General features: G+C 67.8%; 13 protein-coding genes. 8 read left to right on the plus strand and 5 right to left on the minus strand.

Features of this window, described 5'->3' with window-relative positions; all coding sequences use genetic code 11:
- Nucleotides 1–58 precede the first annotated feature (58 nt).
- Nucleotides 59–979 carry a dihydrodipicolinate synthase family protein gene (locus AWB66_RS22650; RefSeq protein WP_087632400.1) on the plus strand — a complete coding sequence of 307 codons (921 nt, stop codon included), beginning with the start codon at nucleotides 59–61 and terminating at the stop codon, nucleotides 977–979.
- Between the two features lie 97 nt (nucleotides 980–1,076).
- Here AWB66_RS22650 and AWB66_RS22645 read toward each other — a convergent pair whose 3' ends face one another.
- Entirely contained in the window at nucleotides 1,077–2,612 is a 1,536-nt protein-coding gene (locus AWB66_RS22645; RefSeq protein WP_087632401.1) for a sensor domain-containing diguanylate cyclase, read from the minus strand.
- Between the two features lie 432 nt (nucleotides 2,613–3,044).
- Between AWB66_RS22645 and AWB66_RS33755 the strand changes: the two genes are divergently transcribed.
- Together AWB66_RS33755 and AWB66_RS22635 are read left to right on the plus strand one after the other, a co-directional pair.
- A complete protein-coding gene (locus tag AWB66_RS33755; RefSeq protein WP_159462930.1) occupies nucleotides 3,045–4,889 on the plus strand; it encodes a zinc ribbon domain-containing protein in 1,845 nt (614 codons plus the stop codon).
- Between the two features lie 159 nt (nucleotides 4,890–5,048).
- Nucleotides 5,049–6,167 (plus strand): TAXI family TRAP transporter solute-binding subunit, encoded by a 1,119-nt coding sequence (locus tag AWB66_RS22635; protein WP_235021199.1) that lies wholly within the window; start codon nucleotides 5,049–5,051, stop codon nucleotides 6,165–6,167.
- Between the two features lie 25 nt (nucleotides 6,168–6,192).
- Here AWB66_RS22635 and pdxR (AWB66_RS22630) read toward each other — a convergent pair whose 3' ends face one another.
- A complete protein-coding gene (gene pdxR, locus AWB66_RS22630; protein WP_407642308.1) occupies nucleotides 6,193–7,323 on the minus strand; it encodes a MocR-like pyridoxine biosynthesis transcription factor PdxR in 1,131 nt (376 codons plus the stop codon).
- Between the two features lie 10 nt (nucleotides 7,324–7,333).
- On the opposite strand from pdxR (AWB66_RS22630), the gene pdxR (AWB66_RS22625) reads away from it, so the two are divergent.
- Nucleotides 7,334–8,464: a MocR-like pyridoxine biosynthesis transcription factor PdxR gene (pdxR, locus tag AWB66_RS22625; protein ID WP_407642308.1), complete on the plus strand. Its 1,131-nt coding sequence runs from the start codon at nucleotides 7,334–7,336 to the stop codon at nucleotides 8,462–8,464.
- Between the two features lie 25 nt (nucleotides 8,465–8,489).
- Here the strand turns inward: pdxR (AWB66_RS22625) and AWB66_RS22620 are convergent, their stop codons facing one another.
- Nucleotides 8,490–9,608 (minus strand): TAXI family TRAP transporter solute-binding subunit, encoded by a 1,119-nt coding sequence (locus AWB66_RS22620; RefSeq protein ID WP_235021199.1) that lies wholly within the window; start codon nucleotides 9,606–9,608, stop codon nucleotides 8,490–8,492.
- A gap of 159 nt (nucleotides 9,609–9,767) precedes the next feature.
- Complete coding sequence (locus AWB66_RS33750; RefSeq protein ID WP_159462930.1) at nucleotides 9,768–11,612, minus strand: zinc ribbon domain-containing protein; 1,845 nt, start codon at nucleotides 11,610–11,612, stop codon at nucleotides 9,768–9,770.
- A gap of 432 nt (nucleotides 11,613–12,044) precedes the next feature.
- Between AWB66_RS33750 and AWB66_RS22610 the strand changes: the two genes are divergently transcribed.
- Entirely contained in the window at nucleotides 12,045–13,580 is a 1,536-nt protein-coding gene (locus AWB66_RS22610) for a sensor domain-containing diguanylate cyclase (RefSeq protein WP_087632401.1), read from the plus strand.
- A gap of 97 nt (nucleotides 13,581–13,677) precedes the next feature.
- Here the strand turns inward: AWB66_RS22610 and AWB66_RS22605 are convergent, their stop codons facing one another.
- Nucleotides 13,678–14,598: a dihydrodipicolinate synthase family protein gene (locus AWB66_RS22605; RefSeq protein WP_087632400.1), complete on the minus strand. Its 921-nt coding sequence runs from the start codon at nucleotides 14,596–14,598 to the stop codon at nucleotides 13,678–13,680.
- 109 nt (nucleotides 14,599–14,707) lie between these two features.
- On the opposite strand from AWB66_RS22605, the gene AWB66_RS22600 reads away from it, so the two are divergent.
- The 3 genes from AWB66_RS22600 to AWB66_RS22590 all read left to right on the plus strand — a co-directional run bounded on the left by AWB66_RS22600 (nucleotide 14,708) and on the right by AWB66_RS22590 (nucleotide 18,787).
- Nucleotides 14,708–15,661, plus strand: coding sequence for a LysR family transcriptional regulator (locus AWB66_RS22600; RefSeq protein WP_087632399.1), 954 nt, complete (start codon nucleotides 14,708–14,710; stop codon nucleotides 15,659–15,661).
- 183 nt (nucleotides 15,662–15,844) lie between these two features.
- Nucleotides 15,845–17,098 (plus strand): sensor histidine kinase, encoded by a 1,254-nt coding sequence (locus tag AWB66_RS22595; protein WP_087632408.1) that lies wholly within the window; start codon nucleotides 15,845–15,847, stop codon nucleotides 17,096–17,098.
- 72 nt (nucleotides 17,099–17,170) lie between these two features.
- Complete coding sequence (locus AWB66_RS22590; protein ID WP_087632398.1) at nucleotides 17,171–18,787, plus strand: alkaline phosphatase D family protein; 1,617 nt, start codon at nucleotides 17,171–17,173, stop codon at nucleotides 18,785–18,787.

Here is an 18,787-nt window from a genome sequence, read left to right on the forward strand (position 1 = left end):
CAGCCGCGCTTTTGCAGCCGTATAGTCGGCGCAGTACAACCCACAAGGAGACAGTCTCATGGCACAGCAGCCCTATCGCGGCGTGTTCCCGGTCGCGCCGACCATCTTCGACGACGCCGGCCGCCTCGACCTCGAAGGCCAGAAGCGCGCGATCGATTTCATGATCGACGCCGGATCGGACGGTCTGTGCATTCTCGCCAATTTCTCGGAGCAGTTCGCCCTCACCGACGACGAACGCAGCGCCGTCCAGAAGACCGTGCTGGAACACGTCGCGGGCCGCGTGCCGGTGATCGTCACGACGACGCACTTCAGCACCCACATCTGCGCCGCGCGCAGCCGCGTCGCGCAGGACGCGGGCGCCGCGATGGTGATGATCATGCCGCCGTACCACGGCGCGACGATCCGCGTCGGCGAGCGCGGCATCCGCGAGTTCTACGGCCAGGTGTCGGATGCGATCGACATCCCGATCATGATCCAGGACGCGCCCGTCGCCGGCACGCCGCTCTCGGCGCCGTTTCTCGCGAAGCTGGCGAAGGAAGTCGAGCATGTGTCGTATTTCAAGATCGAGACGGCGCAGGCGGCCTCGAAGCTGCGCGAGCTGATCGAACTGGGCGGCGACGCGATCGTCGGTCCGTGGGACGGCGAGGAAGCGATCACGCTGATCCCCGATTTCGATGCGGGCGCAACCGGTGCGATGACGGGCGGCGGGTATCCGGACGGCATCCGCCAGATCGTCGATGCGTACTTCGCCGGCGACGCCGAAAAAGCCGCCGACCTCTATCAGCAATGGCTGCCGCTCATCAACTACGAAAACCGCCAGTGCGGGCTCGCCGCGTGCAAGACGCTGATGAAGGAAGGCGGCGTCATCGGCTCCGACGCCGTGCGCCATCCGTTCGCGCCGATGCATCCCGCCGTGCGCGATGGCCTCTTGAAGGTCGCGCGCCGGCTCGATCCGCTGGTGCTGCGCTGGGGCAAATAAGCGGCGCCGGGCGGCGAAGGCGCCGCTCAGGCAAGCAGCGCGGGAGGCCGGCGAGGCGTGGCGCGTCTTCGACGTTCCTTGCGAACCCGGCAGCCCGTCACGCCACCTGAACGCCGAACACGCGATTGCGGCCCGTCTGCTTCGCGCGATACAGCGCCTCGTCGGCGGCGCGCAGGACGGCGGCGAGCGTCCGTCCGGGCTGGGCCGGCGCGTGTTCCCGCGCGTGCTCCGCGTGCCCGTCGGCCTGCCATGTCGCCACGCCGATGCTCACCGTGACCTTGTGCAATTCGCTTCCCGCATGCGCGATGCCGAGCGCCGCCACCGCGTGGCGCATCGTCTCCGCCTGCTGCAGCGCGCCTTCGCGGCCCGTGTGCGGCAGCACCACGACGAACTCTTCGCCGCCATAGCGCGCGGCCACATCGCCCGCACGCGAAAGGCGCCCCGCGATGCACTTCGCCACCACCGCGAGCACGTCGTCGCCGGCCTGATGGCCGTAGGTATCGTTGTAGTTCTTGAAGCGGTCGATATCGACAAAGAGGATGGAAAGCGGCTGGCCGCTGCGGTTCGCGCGGCGCCATTCGCGCTCCAGCAGTTCGTCGAGCGTGCGGCGGTTGGAAAGGCCCGTCAGGCTGTCGAGACGCGCGAGCATCATCAGCGCCGATTCGGCCCGCGCGCGCTGGCGCAGCGAATACGCGAACATCAGGTTCAGCACCGCGAACGCGAGCCCGAACGCGCCCATCACGATGCCGATGTGCCACGCGCGCGTGCGCCAGTTCGCGTAGATGTCGGTCTCGGCCGTCGCGATCTCCACGATCAGCGGCAGGCCCGGCAGATGCCGGTATGAATAGATGCGCTTCACGCCGTCGATCGACGCCACGTCCGGAAACTGCCCTTCCGCTGCCTGCGACATCTTCGTGAACGGCCCCGTGCCGCGCAGGTCGCGGCCGATCACCTGTTCGCTGTACGGCGAGCGCATCAGGAGCGTGCCGTCCTCGCGGATCAGCGCCATCGTGCCGTGCGGTCCGAGCGCGAGCCCGGCCATCAGGTGATGGAAATATTCCAGCTGCACGGCGATCACGACGATCCCGCTGAACGAGCCGTCCGGATTGTCGATGCGCCGCGAGAGCGCGATGCTCGGATCGAGCTGGCGCATGCGCGAGCGATACGGATGGCTGACATAGAGCCCGGCGTTGCGCGTCGCGACATGAGCCTGGAAGTAGTCGCGATCGGCGAAGTTGGCGGGCTCGGGCTCGCTCACGCGCGAATCCATGACGATGTCGCCGCGCGCATCGAGCACGAACACGGCGCCCAGATACTCGGCGTCCGCGGCACGGTCGAACAGATAGCCGCGCCGGATGTCCGGCGGCAAGGAAGCGAGCCGCGGATCGTGCACGCCGTCGACCACCGCCTGCAGCGACAGGTCATACAACTGGATGTTGCGGGCGATGTCGCGCTCGATGACGAGCATCGTGTTGCGCGCGGCGTCCTGCGCGCGGTCGAACGCGTCCTGGCGGGCGTCCCACAGGATCGCCCCGCAAATGGAAAACATCGCGATCAACAGCAGCGCGCCGCCTGCCAGCACCCAGCGAGGCGACACGAACAGGTGCGTTACGCGCTCGAACGGCTTGGGCATGGTGAATCGTCTGGGTTGGCGCTGACTTGCAATGTGGCCTTGTCTTTTTTTAGCTGGAAATTGGCGGTTCAAAGCCGCCCGTGGACGCTCAATATGTCAGAAACTGCGCACCGGAAGCAAGCGACCCGCTTTTCGATGCATCGGCAGCAATCGTTTCACGCGCCGCGCACGGCCGGACGCCGGTTTCGAATGCGGTGTCAAGTATCTGATTTGATGGTGTTCCTTAACCCGCGCCAGCCGGCTTGTAGGGGCGAACGGCGATTGACGCGCTTGATGAGTTGACACATATTTGACCTGTCGCTTCCCTATATCTGAGCATTCCCCGCATAGGGAGAACGAAGGATTGCTGCTCGCGAGACCTCGCCGCGTTGCGCGCGAAGTCCGCATGAATGGCGGCATGGAAACACGCACATGTCCTTCGAGGGATTCAGCATGACTACCCGTCTGACCTTTCCTGCATCGATGTTCTCCGTGGTTTGCCAGCGCTGCGGCAGCACGCTGCGCAAGAGCGCGGACAGTTGCCCGAACTGCGGCGCCGACCGCGCTGCCGCATTCGGCGAAGGGCGCGCCAAGGCACGCGGCGCGGAACAGGCGAAAGAGCGCGGCGGGCTGTTCAAGCCGGCAGGCGCGGCCGCAGCGGGAGCGGCCGCAGGACCGGCGCTCGCAGCGGCGGCGCCCGTCGCCGGCGCCGTGCCGCCATCGGTCGCGCGCACTCCCGAACCCGTTGCGCCCGCGTCTTCAAACGCGGCCTCCGGCGCGGCGTCGCCATCGCTGTCGAATTCCGCGCCGGGCTCACTTGAAGCCGATCCGGACGTTCTCCCCGACTCCGAAGGATGGAACCGCCGCAAGACGATGATCGCCAGCGTGTGCGCGCTGGCGCTGCTCGCGGGCGGCACCGCCTACCTGCTGCACGACGGCAGCGCCGTCGACGAGGATGCGCCGCCGAGCACCCAGCACAGCGCTTCCGGCGCGATCGACGCGAAGCCGGGCGGCCGCACGCAAACCGGCGCTCTGCCCGCGACGACGGCTACACCGGCGGTATCGGCGGCGATCGAGAGACGGCCTTCAGCCGACGACCGGCCGATGTCCATCGGCGATACCGTGCTGGCCGCGCGCCGCGCGATGGAGCAGCACGATCTGAGCGCCGCGCGCAACCGGCTGAAGAGCATTGCAACGGCGCAACAATCGAGGCCCGACGTGCAGCGCCTGAAAGACGATCTGGCGCAACGCGAACTGGAACGCGACGCCGCGCTGCAACTCGCGCGGGCATGCGAGAAGACATCGGCGTGGGCGTGCGTCCAGCAGAACGCGGGCGAGGCGCTCGCGCTCGACGGCAGCAATACCGAATCGCAGGCGATGCTCGAACGCGTCATCACGCACGCGGGCTGGCTCGCGGGAACGCCGCCGCTCGCCAAGAAGAAAGCGGCGCCGGACAACGCGGGCGCCGTGCCGCCCGCCGCGATTGTTCCGCCGGCCACGGCCGTCGCCGTGCAGCCCGCGACGCCGCCTGCCCATGTCGCCGCAGCGAAGCCGGCGGCCGCGACGACCCCGACGCCAGCGCAGACACCGCCGACCGCGACACCGCAGAAACAGGCGGTCGCCGCTGCGCGCGCACCCGCAGCGCCGCCAGCCGAGACGCACGCGACCACCACGCCGTCGCCCGCGCGCGAAAGCCGGCGTTCGTCCAGCTATGCGCGCAGCGCGCCGTCGTCGGCGATGGCCGATGTCACCGTGATTCCGGCGCCCGCCATCTCGCCGCCGCTCCTGCCGACCACGCCCGCCACGTCGACGACGACGGCCACGCGAAACACGCCGACCACGGCCGCGCACAACACGGCAATCGCCGCGACGACGACGCCGCCCACGACCGCGGAGCACGCCACGCCGGCCACGCCCGCGACGACGCGCAGTACCGTCCCCCCGACGACCGCGACCGCGACGACCACAGCCCCGAGCGCCGCGCCCTCATACGCCGCGCCTGCGCCCGCGCCTGCCGCGCGAGTCGCGACGGCGATTCCCTCGACCGCCGCCGTCGTGACGACGACCGCGCCGGCCAACACGATGACAACGACAGCGCCCGCCCCCGCGCCGATGCCCGCGACCGCCACCCGCACGGCCGCCGTCACGGGCAACACACCGGGCAGCACGGGCGCGACGGAGACCCGGCCCGCCCCGCGCGCGCCCCTTCCCGATGGCGAGAACGCCGACGAACTCGAACGTGCGATCAAGCAGTTCGGCTGGAGCGGCGGCGACTCGATGCCCAAGCCATCGCGCTGAGTCCAGCACACGGTCCCGATCGGTCCACGATCGCCGGACGCGCGGCCCGCCAGCGGCGCCGGTCCGGCAAGACGCGACTTCCCGCGCGGCGCGGCCGCCAGCGCGCGAGGTCGCCTGAGATTCGCAGCACCCGTCCAACTCCGATACAAAGGGTAAAACATGCACTCGTCGAAATTCATGCGCTGGGGATTCGCCTTCCTTGTCCTGTGCGGGCTTTACGGTGTCGAGACCCGCGCGCTCGCCGCCGACGTCCCGTACAAGATCGTGACCGGCCCCGAGCGCGGCACCTATATCCAGATCGGGCAGGATCTCTCGAAGATCGTCGCCGATCCTGTCGGCATCGACCTCGAAGTGCTCGCGTCGAAGGGGTCGGCGGAGAACGTCCAGCGCATGCGCTACGAGCCCAACGTGAAGTTCGCGCTGGTGCAGTCGGACGTGTATCAGGCGTATGTGGACATGGCGACCTCGGGCAACGCCGATGCCGGCAAGATCATCCAGCCGCTCAGGCTCATCATGCCGCTCTATGACGAGGAGATCTATTTCGTGGTGCGCGCGGACTCGCCGCTCAAGTACATCCACGAAATCAAGGACAAGAACATCAGCGTGGGGCTGATCGGCAGCGGCACGGCGCAGTCGTCGGCGACGCTCTATCGCCTGATGTTCGGCGAGCCGATTCCCGACCAGAACGCGCAGCACTACAGCAACGAAGATGCGCTCGCGAAGCTGATCGTGCGCAAGATCGACGTGGCGATCATCGTCGCGGGGCAGCCTGCGAAGCTCTTTCAGGACATGAATCCCGAATTGCTGCAACAGATCAAGCTGCTGCGCCTCGACCCGAGCGCGCCCGAAACCGCGCGCGCCAAGCAGACCTATTTCCCCGCGACGATCCGCACGTCGAGCTATCCGAACTGGATCCAGGAAGAAACGCCGACGCTCACGGTCAAGGCCTTCCTCGTCACCTACGATTACGGTCTGAAGGGCACGGTCGGCACGATGACGAAGTTCGCGGATTCGCTGTGCACGAACTTCGACAATCTCCAGGCGAACGGCCATCCGAAGTGGAAGCAGGTTCACCTCGAACTGCCGCCGCTCAGCCGCGGCTGGAAATACTATCCGCCGATCGAGAAGCACTTGCGCGCGTGCATCGCACGAAGGACGGCCGCCGCCGATGCGCCGCCCAAGCCCGAGCGCACCACGACACGCCGCGAGCCGGCGGCGCAGGCGGCGAGAAAGCCTGCCTGCACGGCGCAGGAAAAGGTGCTGATGCTCTGCGAGTGAGGCCGCTTGCGGCGCGAGCCCAACCTCAGCGTCTGAGGCCCGGCATCAGCGTCGCGAGACGGCGAAAACCGCCTTCGATCGCCTCGACGCTCGCGCCGCCGTAGCCGATCAGCACGCCCTGCTCGCGTCGTTCGCCCGCGTAGAAGGGGCCGATGCCGTACACGCCGATCGACGCATCGAGCGCGGCCTTCATCACGTCGTCTTCGTCCCACCCGGGCGCGAGCTGCGCGACGAGATGGATGCCGGCCGTCGCGGGCATCGGCTCGAACGCGTCGCCGAGTTCGTCAGTGAGGAGACCGATCAGCGCCGCGCGCCGCTTCGCGTACGCCTTGTGCATGCGCCGCAGATGTTTCGCGAATTCGCCGTTCAGCATGAAGGTGCCGAGCGCCGTCTGCGTGAGCATGCAGCTGTGCCAGTCGCCGGCGCGCTTGGCTGTCCAGAGCGGCTCGCGCAGCGACTCGGGCGGCACCACGTAGCCCATCCGCAAGTCCGGAAAGAGCGTCTTCGAAAACGTGCCGACATACGCGACGAGCCCCGCGCGGTCCAGGCTCTTCAGCGACTCCACGGGACGCCCCTCGAAGCGGAATTCGCCGTCGTAGTCGTCCTCGACGATCACCGCGCCGTGGCGCTTCGCCCACTCCAGCAACTCGACGCGGCGCGCCAGACTCATCGGCATGCCGAGCGGGAACTGGTGCGAAGGCGTCACGTAGACGAGCCGCGCGTGCTTCGGCAGCCGATCGACGATCAAGCCCTCGCGATCCACCGGCACATGCGCGAGTTTCGCGCCGAGCGCGGCGAAGAGCGCGCGCGCGGGCGGATAGCCCGGCTCCTCGACCGCGACGACATCGCCCGGCTGGATCACGACGCGCCCGACGAGATCGAGCGCCTGCTGCGCGCCCTGCGTCACGACGACGTCCTGCCAGTTGCACACCACCGCGCGGCTGAACGCCAGATAGCGCGAGACGCCGAGCCGCAGCTCCTGCTCGCCGCCCGGATCGCGATAGGCCGCCACGCCGCCGCCCGCGCGCTGCTGCGTCCTGAGCGCCTGATTGACGCAGCGGCGCCAGACGTCCCACGGAAAAAGGCGCTTGTCGGTCACGCCGCCCTTGAAATCGAAGTCGAGGCGGGCGTCGGCGGGCAGCATCGGGATTGCCATGCCGGCCGGCATGGCAATCCCGATGCTGCCCGCCGACGCCCGCCTCGACTTCGATTTCAAGGGCGGCGTGACCGACAAGCGCCTTTTTCCGTGGGACGTCTGGCGCCGCTGCGTCAATCAGGCGCTCAGGACGCAGCAGCGCGCGGGCGGCGGCGTGGCGGCCTATCGCGATCCGGGCGGCGAGCAGGAGCTGCGGCTCGGCGTCTCGCGCTATCTGGCGTTCAGCCGCGCGGTGGTGTGCAACTGGCAGGACGTCGTCGTGACGCAGGGCGCGCAGCAGGCGCTCGATCTCGTCGGGCGCGTCGTGATCCAGCCGGGCGATGTCGTCGCGGTCGAGGAGCCGGGCTATCCGCCCGCGCGCGCGCTCTTCGCCGCGCTCGGCGCGAAACTCGCGCATGTGCCGGTGGATCGCGAGGGCTTGATCGTCGATCGGCTGCCGAAGCACGCGCGGCTCGTCTACGTGACGCCTTCGCACCAGTTCCCGCTCGGCATGCCGATGAGTCTGGCGCGCCGCGTCGAGTTGCTGGAGTGGGCGAAGCGCCACGGCGCGGTGATCGTCGAGGACGACTACGACGGCGAATTCCGCTTCGAGGGGCGTCCCGTGGAGTCGCTGAAGAGCCTGGACCGCGCGGGGCTCGTCGCGTATGTCGGCACGTTTTCGAAGACGCTCTTTCCGGACTTGCGGATGGGCTACGTGGTGCCGCCCGAGTCGCTGCGCGAGCCGCTCTGGACAGCCAAGCGCGCCGGCGACTGGCACAGCTGCATGCTCACGCAGACGGCGCTCGGCACCTTCATGCTGAACGGCGAATTCGCGAAACATCTGCGGCGCATGCACAAGGCGTACGCGAAGCGGCGCGCGGCGCTGATCGGTCTCCTCACTGACGAACTCGGCGACGCGTTCGAGCCGATGCCCGCGACGGCCGGCATCCATCTCGTCGCGCAGCTCGCGCCCGGGTGGGACGAAGACGACGTGATGAAGGCCGCGCTCGATGCGTCGATCGGCGTGTACGGCATCGGCCCCTTCTACGCGGGCGAACGACGCGAGCAGGGCGTGCTGATCGGCTACGGCGGCGCGAGCGTCGAGGCGATCGAAGGCGGTTTTCGCCGTCTCGCGACGCTGATGCCGGGCCTCAGACGCTGAGGTTGGGCTCGCGCCGCAAGCGGCCTCACTCGCAGAGCATCAGCACCTTTTCCTGCGCCGTGCAGGCAGGCTTTCTCGCCGCCTGCGCCGCCGGCTCGCGGCGTGTCGTGGTGCGCTCGGGCTTGGGCGGCGCATCGGCGGCGGCCGTCCTTCGTGCGATGCACGCGCGCAAGTGCTTCTCGATCGGCGGATAGTATTTCCAGCCGCGGCTGAGCGGCGGCAGTTCGAGGTGAACCTGCTTCCACTTCGGATGGCCGTTCGCCTGGAGATTGTCGAAGTTCGTGCACAGCGAATCCGCGAACTTCGTCATCGTGCCGACCGTGCCCTTCAGACCGTAATCGTAGGTGACGAGGAAGGCCTTGACCGTGAGCGTCGGCGTTTCTTCCTGGATCCAGTTCGGATAGCTCGACGTGCGGATCGTCGCGGGGAAATAGGTCTGCTTGGCGCGCGCGGTTTCGGGCGCGCTCGGGTCGAGGCGCAGCAGCTTGATCTGTTGCAGCAATTCGGGATTCATGTCCTGAAAGAGCTTCGCAGGCTGCCCCGCGACGATGATCGCCACGTCGATCTTGCGCACGATCAGCTTCGCGAGCGCATCTTCGTTGCTGTAGTGCTGCGCGTTCTGGTCGGGAATCGGCTCGCCGAACATCAGGCGATAGAGCGTCGCCGACGACTGCGCCGTGCCGCTGCCGATCAGCCCCACGCTGATGTTCTTGTCCTTGATTTCGTGGATGTACTTGAGCGGCGAGTCCGCGCGCACCACGAAATAGATCTCCTCGTCATAGAGCGGCATGATGAGCCTGAGCGGCTGGATGATCTTGCCGGCATCGGCGTTGCCCGAGGTCGCCATGTCCACATACGCCTGATACACGTCCGACTGCACCAGCGCGAACTTCACGTTGGGCTCGTAGCGCATGCGCTGGACGTTCTCCGCCGACCCCTTCGACGCGAGCACTTCGAGGTCGATGCCGACAGGATCGGCGACGATCTTCGAGAGATCCTGCCCGATCTGGATATAGGTGCCGCGCTCGGGGCCGGTCACGATCTTGTACGGGACGTCGGCGGCGAGCGCGCGGGTCTCGACACCGTAAAGCCCGCACAGGACAAGGAAGGCGAATCCCCAGCGCATGAATTTCGACGAGTGCATGTTTTACCCTTTGTATCGGAGTTGGACGGGTGCTGCGAATCTCAGGCGACCTCGCGCGCTGGCGGCCGCGCCGCGCGGGAAGTCGCGTCTTGCCGGACCGGCGCCGCTGGCGGGCCGCGCGTCCGGCGATCGTGGACCGATCGGGACCGTGTGCTGGACTCAGCGCGATGGCTTGGGCATCGAGTCGCCGCCGCTCCAGCCGAACTGCTTGATCGCACGTTCGAGTTCGTCGGCGTTCTCGCCATCGGGAAGGGGCGCGCGCGGGGCGGGCCGGGTCTCCGTCGCGCCCGTGCTGCCCGGTGTGTTGCCCGTGACGGCGGCCGTGCGGGTGGCGGTCGCGGGCATCGGCGCGGGGGCGGGCGCTGTCGTTGTCATCGTGTTGGCCGGCGCGGTCGTCGTCACGACGGCGGCGGTCGAGGGAATCGCCGTCGCGACTCGCGCGGCAGGCGCGGGCGCAGGCGCGGCGTATGAGGGCGCGGCGCTCGGGGCTGTGGTCGTCGCGGTCGCGGTCGTCGGGGGGACGGTACTGCGCGTCGTCGCGGGCGTGGCCGGCGTGGCGTGCTCCGCGGTCGTGGGCGGCGTCGTCGTCGCGGCGATTGCCGTGTTGTGCGCGGCCGTGGTCGGCGTGTTTCGCGTGGCCGTCGTCGTCGACGTGGCGGGCGTGGTCGGCAGGAGCGGCGGCGAGATGGCGGGCGCCGGAATCACGGTGACATCGGCCATCGCCGACGACGGCGCGCTGCGCGCATAGCTGGACGAACGCCGGCTTTCGCGCGCGGGCGACGGCGTGGTGGTCGCGTGCGTCTCGGCTGGCGGCGCTGCGGGTGCGCGCGCAGCGGCGACCGCCTGTTTCTGCGGTGTCGCGGTCGGCGGTGTCTGCGCTGGCGTCGGGGTCGTCGCGGCCGCCGGCTTCGCTGCGGCGACATGGGCAGGCGGCGTCGCGGGCTGCACGGCGACGGCCGTGGCCGGCGGAACAATCGCGGCGGGCGGCACGGCGCCCGCGTTGTCCGGCGCCGCTTTCTTCTTGGCGAGCGGCGGCGTTCCCGCGAGCCAGCCCGCGTGCGTGATGACGCGTTCGAGCATCGCCTGCGATTCGGTATTGCTGCCGTCGAGCGCGAGCGCCTCGCCCGCGTTCTGCTGGACGCACGCCCACGCCGATGTCTTCTCGCATGCCCGCGCGAGTTGCAGCGCGGCGTCGCGTTCCAGTTCGCGTTGCGCCAGATCGTCTTTCAGGCGCTGCACGTCGGGCCTCGATTGTTGCGCCGTTGCAATGCTCTTCAGCCGGTTGCGCGCGGCGCTCAGATCGTGCTGCTCCATCGCGCGGCGCGCGGCCAGCACGGTATCGCCGATGGACATCGGCCGGTCGTCGGCTGAAGGCCGTCTCTCGATCGCCGCCGATACCGCCGGTGTAGCCGTCGTCGCGGGCAGAGCGCCGGTTTGCGTGCGGCCGCCCGGCTTCGCGTCGATCGCGCCGGAAGCGCTGTGCTGGGTGCTCGGCGGCGCATCCTCGTCGACGGCGCTGCCGTCGTGCAGCAGGTAGGCGGTGCCGCCCGCGAGCAGCGCCAGCGCGCACACGCTGGCGATCATCGTCTTGCGGCGGTTCCATCCTTCGGAGTCGGGGAGAACGTCCGGATCGGCTTCAAGTGAGCCCGGCGCGGAATTCGACAGCGATGGCGACGCCGCGCCGGAGGCCGCGTTTGAAGACGCGGGCGCAACGGGTTCGGGAGTGCGCGCGACCGATGGCGGCACGGCGCCGGCGACGGGCGCCGCCGCTGCGAGCGCCGGTCCTGCGGCCGCTCCCGCTGCGGCCGCGCCTGCCGGCTTGAACAGCCCGCCGCGCTCTTTCGCCTGTTCCGCGCCGCGTGCCTTGGCGCGCCCTTCGCCGAATGCGGCAGCGCGGTCGGCGCCGCAGTTCGGGCAACTGTCCGCGCTCTTGCGCAGCGTGCTGCCGCAGCGCTGGCAAACCACGGAGAACATCGATGCAGGAAAGGTCAGACGGGTAGTCATGCTGAATCCCTCGAAGGACATGTGCGTGTTTCCATGCCGCCATTCATGCGGACTTCGCGCGCAACGCGGCGAGGTCTCGCGAGCAGCAATCCTTCGTTCTCCCTATGCGGGGAATGCTCAGATATAGGGAAGCGACAGGTCAAATATGTGTCAACTCATCAAGCGCGTCAATCGCCGTTCGCCCCTACAAGCCGGCTGGCGCGGGTTAAGGAACACCATCAAATCAGATACTTGACACCGCATTCGAAACCGGCGTCCGGCCGTGCGCGGCGCGTGAAACGATTGCTGCCGATGCATCGAAAAGCGGGTCGCTTGCTTCCGGTGCGCAGTTTCTGACATATTGAGCGTCCACGGGCGGCTTTGAACCGCCAATTTCCAGCTAAAAAAAGACAAGGCCACATTGCAAGTCAGCGCCAACCCAGACGATTCACCATGCCCAAGCCGTTCGAGCGCGTAACGCACCTGTTCGTGTCGCCTCGCTGGGTGCTGGCAGGCGGCGCGCTGCTGTTGATCGCGATGTTTTCCATTTGCGGGGCGATCCTGTGGGACGCCCGCCAGGACGCGTTCGACCGCGCGCAGGACGCCGCGCGCAACACGATGCTCGTCATCGAGCGCGACATCGCCCGCAACATCCAGTTGTATGACCTGTCGCTGCAGGCGGTGGTCGACGGCGTGCACGATCCGCGGCTCGCTTCCTTGCCGCCGGACATCCGGCGCGGCTATCTGTTCGACCGTGCCGCGGACGCCGAGTATCTGGGCGCCGTGTTCGTGCTCGATGCGCGCGGCGACATCGTCATGGATTCGCGCGTGAGCGAGCCCGAGCCCGCCAACTTCGCCGATCGCGACTACTTCCAGGCTCATGTCGCGACGCGCAACGCCGGGCTCTATGTCAGCCATCCGTATCGCTCGCGCATGCGCCAGCTCGATCCGAGCATCGCGCTCTCGCGGCGCATCGACAATCCGGACGGCTCGTTCAGCGGGATCGTCGTGATCGCCGTGCAGCTGGAATATTTCCATCACCTGATGGCCGGGCTCGCGCTCGGACCGCACGGCACGATGGCGCTGATCCGCGAGGACGGCACGCTCCTGATGCGCTCGCCGTACAGCGAACAGGTGATCGGCCGCGACCTGCGCGGCACGGGGCCGTTCACGAAGATGTCGCAGGCAGCGGAAGGGCAGTTTCCGGACGTGGCGTCGATCGACGGCGTGAAGCGCATCTATTCATACCGGCATCTGCCGGGCCTGCCGCTGATCGTGGAGATCGCGACGGCCGAGACCGACATCTACGCGAACTGGCGCACGCGCGCGTGGCACATCGGCATCGTGATGGGCGCGTTCGGGCTCGCGTTCGCGGTGCTGAACCTGATGTTCGCGTATTCGCTGCGCCAGCGCGCGCGGGCCGAATCGGCGCTGATGATGCTCGCGCGTCTCGACAGCCTGACGGGCCTTTCCAACCGCCGCACGCTCGACGAACTGCTGGAGCGCGAATGGCGCCGCGCGAACCGCAGCGGCCAGCCGCTTTCCATCCTCTTTGTCGATATCGACCGCTTCAAGAACTACAACGATACCTACGGCCATCAGGCCGGCGACGACGTGCTCGCGGTGGTGGCGAAGTGCATCGCGGGGCGCCTTTCGCGTGCGGGCGATGTGGCCGCGCGCTATGGCGGCGAAGAGTTCGTCGTGGTGCTGCCGCACACGGGCCGCGAAGGCGCGCTGCAGCAGGCGGAGACGATGCGCCACGCGGTGGCGGCGCTCGGCATCGCGCATGCGGGAAGCGAATTGCACAAGGTCACGGTGAGCATCGGCGTGGCGACATGGCAGGCCGACGGGCACGCGGAGCACGCGCGGGAACACGCGCCGGCCCAGCCCGGACGGACGCTCGCCGCCGTCCTGCGCGCCGCCGACGAGGCGCTGTATCGCGCGAAGCAGACGGGCCGCAATCGCGTGTTCGGCGTTCAGGTGGCGTGACGGGCTGCCGGGTTCGCAAGGAACGTCGAAGACGCGCCACGCCTCGCCGGCCTCCCGCGCTGCTTGCCTGAGCGGCGCCTTCGCCGCCCGGCGCCGCTTATTTGCCCCAGCGCAGCACCAGCGGATCGAGCCGGCGCGCGACCTTCAAGAGGCCATCGCGCACGGCGGGATGCATCGGCGCGAACGGATGGCGCACGGCGTCGGAGCCGATGACGCCGCCTTCCTTCATCAGCGTCTTGCACGCGGCGAGCCCGCACTGGCGGTTTTCGTAGTTGATGAGCGGCAGCCATTGCTGATAGAGGTCGGCGGCTTTTTCGGCGTCGCCGGCGAAGTACGCATCGACGATCTGGCGGATGCCGTCCGGATACCCGCCGCCCGTCATCGCACCGGTTGCGCCCGCATCGAAATCGGGGATCAGCGTGATCGCTTCCTCGCCGTCCCACGGACCGACGATCGCGTCGCCGCCCAGTTCGATCAGCTCGCGCAGCTTCGAGGCCGCCTGCGCCGTCTCGATCTTGAAATACGACACATGCTCGACTTCCTTCGCCAGCTTCGCGAGAAACGGCGCCGAGAGCGGCGTGCCGGCGACGGGCGCGTCCTGGATCATGATCGGGATGTCGATCGCATCCGACACCTGGCCGTAGAACTCGCGGATGCCGCGCTCGCCGACGCGGATCGTCGCGCCGTGGTACGGCGGCATGATCATCACCATCGCGGCGCCCGCGTCCTGCGCGACGCGGCTGCGCGCGGCGCAGATGTGGGTGCTGAAGTGCGTCGTCGTGACGATCACCGGCACGCGGCCCGCGACGTGTTCCAGCACGGTCTTCTGGACGGCGCTGCGTTCGTCGTCGGTGAGGGCGAACTGCTCCGAGAAATTGGCGAGAATGCACAGACCGTCCGATCCGGCGTCGATCATGAAATCGATCGCGCGCTTCTGGCCTTCGAGGTCGAGGCGGCCGGCGTCGTCGAAGATGGTCGGCGCGACCGGGAACACGCCGCGATAGGGCTGCTGTGCCATGAGACTGTCTCCTTGTGGGTTGTACTGCGCCGACTATACGGCTGCAAAAGCGCGGCTGTATAGTGAAACCTTTCCATCGCATGATCGCTTTTGCGACTCACCCCGCCTCATGAAAAACACGCCCGACGTGCTGATGTCGCGCCTGCGGATGAAGCAGCTCCAGTTGCTGATCGCGCTCGACGACCACAAATCGCTGCACAAGGCCGCGGGCGCGATGGCGATGACGCAGTCCGCGGCCAGCAAGGCGCTCGCGGAACTGGAATCGATGCTGGAGGCGCCGCTCTTCGAGCGCGCGAAGACCGGGCTGATCCCGAACCAGTTCGGCCGCTGCGTGATCCGCCACGCGCGCGTGCTCGCGACCGACCTCGCGTCGCTTTGCCAGGAAGTCGCGCAGATCCGCTCGGGCACGGGCGGGCGGCTCGCGGTCGGCGCGATCATGGGCGCGGTGCCTAAGGTGGTCGCGCCGATCGTCAACGCGCTCAATGCGAGCCATCCCGAACTGTCGATCGAGATCGTCGAGGACACGAGCGTGCGCATGCTCACGCTGCTCGACGACGGTCACCTCGATCTCGTGATCGGGCGCGCGAGCGTGGCTGCGGAGCCGTCGAAGTATCACTATCAGGCGCTCGACGACGAGCCGCTTTCGGTGGTCGTGGCGCCGCATCATCCGCCGCTGTCGGAAGACGTCGTGACGCTGGCGGATCTGGCGGGGCATCGCTGGGTCACGTATCCGGGTTCCATGCCGATGAACGCGCTGCTCGCGCGCGAGATGGACCTCGCGGGCGTGGCCCCGCCCGCGAGCCGCATCTCCACGGCGTCCACGTTTGCCACCGTCGCGCTGCTGCAAGAGGGCGCGGATCTCGTCTCGATCCTGCCGACGGATGTCGCGGCACTGTTCGCCCGCCACGGGATGCTGCGCATCCTGCCAGTCAGGTTGAGGTCGAAGTCGCAGACGTTCGGGATCGTGACGCGCAAGGGCGGCGTGCTCTCGCCGCCCGCGAAGCAGTTCGTGCAGTTGCTTCGCGAGCAAAGCCGCGCGCCGAGACAGCTTGCGGGCAATTAAGGAGCTGTTTAAGCCGGATTAGTCGACTTTAGGCCGGCCGTGCGCTGCACGCGCCTATACTTTCGACACGTGCTGCGACCGAAGTTTCTGCCTTCGGCCATTGCGATCGGCGGCAGCATTCGCTGCGCGAACATCGACGAACGTCCACAGGCGCCAGCGGCGCCACAGCGAGCGGAAGCGGCCATGAGCGACACATCTGCCGATGAACTGGAAGGACTTGTCGCCACGCTGCGCGCACAACAGACGGCGCTCACCGAACGGTGGATGAAGCTCGTCTTCGGCGACGCGGAAGTCGAACACTCGGACCAGCTCACCTATCGCCAGCTTGCGGACCATCTGCCCAGCATCTTCGAGGAAATCTGCATCGTGCTCGAACGGCGCAACCTGCGCGAACAGGAAGGCGCGATCGAGCGCAATGCGCGGCAGCACGGCCAGTGGCGCTGGCAGCAGGGCTACCGCATCGACGAACTGGTGCGCGAGCTCGATCTCTTTCGCCAGGTGCTGCTCGCGGCCATCGGCGAATACGCGAACGCGCATCCGGCGTTCGCCCGCGACGCCGAAGAACGCGCGCGGCTGATGACCGACGAGGTGGTGAGCTTCGTCACGCTGGCGTCGATCCGCGAGGCGGTCGGCGAGCGCGATCGCAAGATCGACGAATACACCGGCATGCTCGAACGCGCGAATCACGAACTGACGCTGCGCCAGCGGCTCATCGGCGATCTGTACGAATCGCGCATGCAGGTGACGCGGCGCGTCGCCCACGACCTGCGCAACTTCCTGAACGTGTTCTCCACCGCACTGCAGCTGGCCGGCCGCGCGCCCGCGAAGAGGGACGCGGCGCTCGCGCTCGCGAACCGCCAGGTCGCCGACATGACGCTGCTCGTCGACGAAATGGTCGAGTATTCGAAGGTGCTCAACGACGACGCGGTCCTGACCGTCGAGCCGGTAGACCTCACCGGCCTCTTCGACGAACTGATGCAGGCGAGCCGGAGCGCCACCGAGTCGAAGGGTCTCAAGCTCAGCGGACATATCGACCCGGGCCTTTCCGTGGTCACGTCGAACCGGCTGAAGCTCAAGCAGGTCGCGTACAACCTGCTGTCGAACGCGATCAAGTACACGTCGTCGGGCGAAGTCTCGCTGACGATGAGCGCCGTCGCCGAAGGACGATGGCGGCTGCGGGTAGCGGACACGGGCGTCGGCATCGGCGCGGACGATCAGGAGCGCGTCTTCGAAGAGTTCGAGCGCGCCGCCTCCGACGACATCCCCGGCACCGGCCTCGGGCTCGCGATCGTCAAGGAACTGTCGCGCGCGCTCAAGGGCGACTTGCGTTTCCAGTCGTTCAAGGGCAGCGGCAGCGTGTTCGAAGTGGTGTTTCCGGTGACGCTCGACGTGGCCGGCGACGCGAATCCCCCCGACCCATCCCGCCGCGCGGCGTGAAATAAAACCGACATTGTTTGCCTCTACCATCGACAACCTCGTGACATCCCCCATCTTCCGAGGAATCGTCTCATGTCAGAGTGTGTCGAAAGGCCGTCGCGCCGTATTCTTCTCAAAACCCTTGCTGGCGGCGCGGGCCTCGCGCTTGCCGGATCGCGTATCGGCGAGGTGCTTGCGCAGGGCGTCGCGCCGGCGGTCGTGACGGCCGACAAGCTGCGTCCGCAATTGCCGGGCGGCGTCATGAGCGGCGACGTCACCGCGACGAGCGGCATCGTCTGGAGCCGCGCGGACCGTCCGTCGCGGATGATCGTCGAGTATTCGACGAGCGAGCGCTTCCAGACCTTCGAGCGGCGCATCGGCCCGGCCGCGCTCGAAAGCAGCGACTTCACCGCGCGGATCGATCTGACCGGACTTCCGCCGGGCGCCGATCTGTACTATCGCGTGCGCTTTCAGGACCTCGCCAACGAAAAAGCGCTGAGCGAGCCGGTGACGGGCCGCCTGCGCACCGCCGCCGTGAGCCCGGCCAAGCCGGTCACGTTCGTCTTTTCCGGCGACGAAGCGGGGCAGGGCTGGGGCATCAACGAACGCTTCGGCGGCTATCGGGTGTACGAAGCGATGCGCCGCGAGTCGCCCGATTTCTTCATCCATTCCGGCGACCAGATTTACGCCGACGGCCCGATCCAGTCCGAAGTGAAGCTGCCCGACGGCACGCTGTGGACCAATCTCGTGACGGAAGCGAAGTCGCACGTCGCACAGACGCTCGACGACTATCGCGGCGCGTTCGCCTACAACCAGCTCGATGCGAACAAGCGCCGCTTGATGGCGGAAGTGCCGTTCCTCGTGCAATGGGACGATCACGAAGTGCGCAACAACTGGTATCCGGGCCAGCAAATCGGCGCGGCGGAGAAGCGTTACACGACGCGCGCGGCGTCGCTGCTCGCGGCGCGCGCGAAGCAGGCGATGTTCGAATACAACCCGTTTCGCATCAACCAGCTCGATCCCGAGCAGGTGTATCGCGGCTTCCAGTTCGGGCCGCTGCTCGACGTCTTCATGCTCGACGAGCGCTCGTATCGCGGGCCGAATTCGCCGAACCGGCAGACGCGGCTCGATGACGAGTCTGCGTTTCTCGGGCCGCAGCAGACCGCGTGGCTGAAGGCATCGCTGAAAAATTCGCGGGCGACCTGGAAGGTGATCGCGAGCGACATGCCGATTTCGCTCGTCGTGCCCGACGCGAATCCCGATGTGCCGAAAGGCACGTACGAAGCGTGGGCGAATGCCGACGACGGCGCGCCGTCGGGACGCGAACTGGAACTCGCGGAAATCCTGCGCTTCATCAAGCGCGAGAACATCGAGAACGTCGTGTGGGTGACGGCCGACGTCCACTACGCGCAGGCGACGCACTACGATCCGTCGCGGGCGAAGTTCACCGAGTTCAAGCCGTTCTGGGAATTCGTCGGCGGGCCGATCAATGCGGGCACGTTCGGACCGAATGACCTCGACACCACGTTCGGCCCCGAGCTTCGCTACGTGAGCGTGCCGAAGGACAATCCGCAGAACCAGTCGCCGGCTGCGCGCCAGCAATACTACGGCCGCGCGAAAATCGATCCGGCGAGCCGCGCGATGACCGTGTCGCTGCACGATCTCGACGGCAAGTCGCTCTGGGAAGTCACGCTCAATCCCGAAGCGTGA

The organism is Caballeronia telluris, assembly GCF_001544495.1.
In the GTDB taxonomy this organism is placed as follows: Bacteria; Pseudomonadota; Gammaproteobacteria; order Burkholderiales; family Burkholderiaceae; genus Caballeronia; species Caballeronia telluris.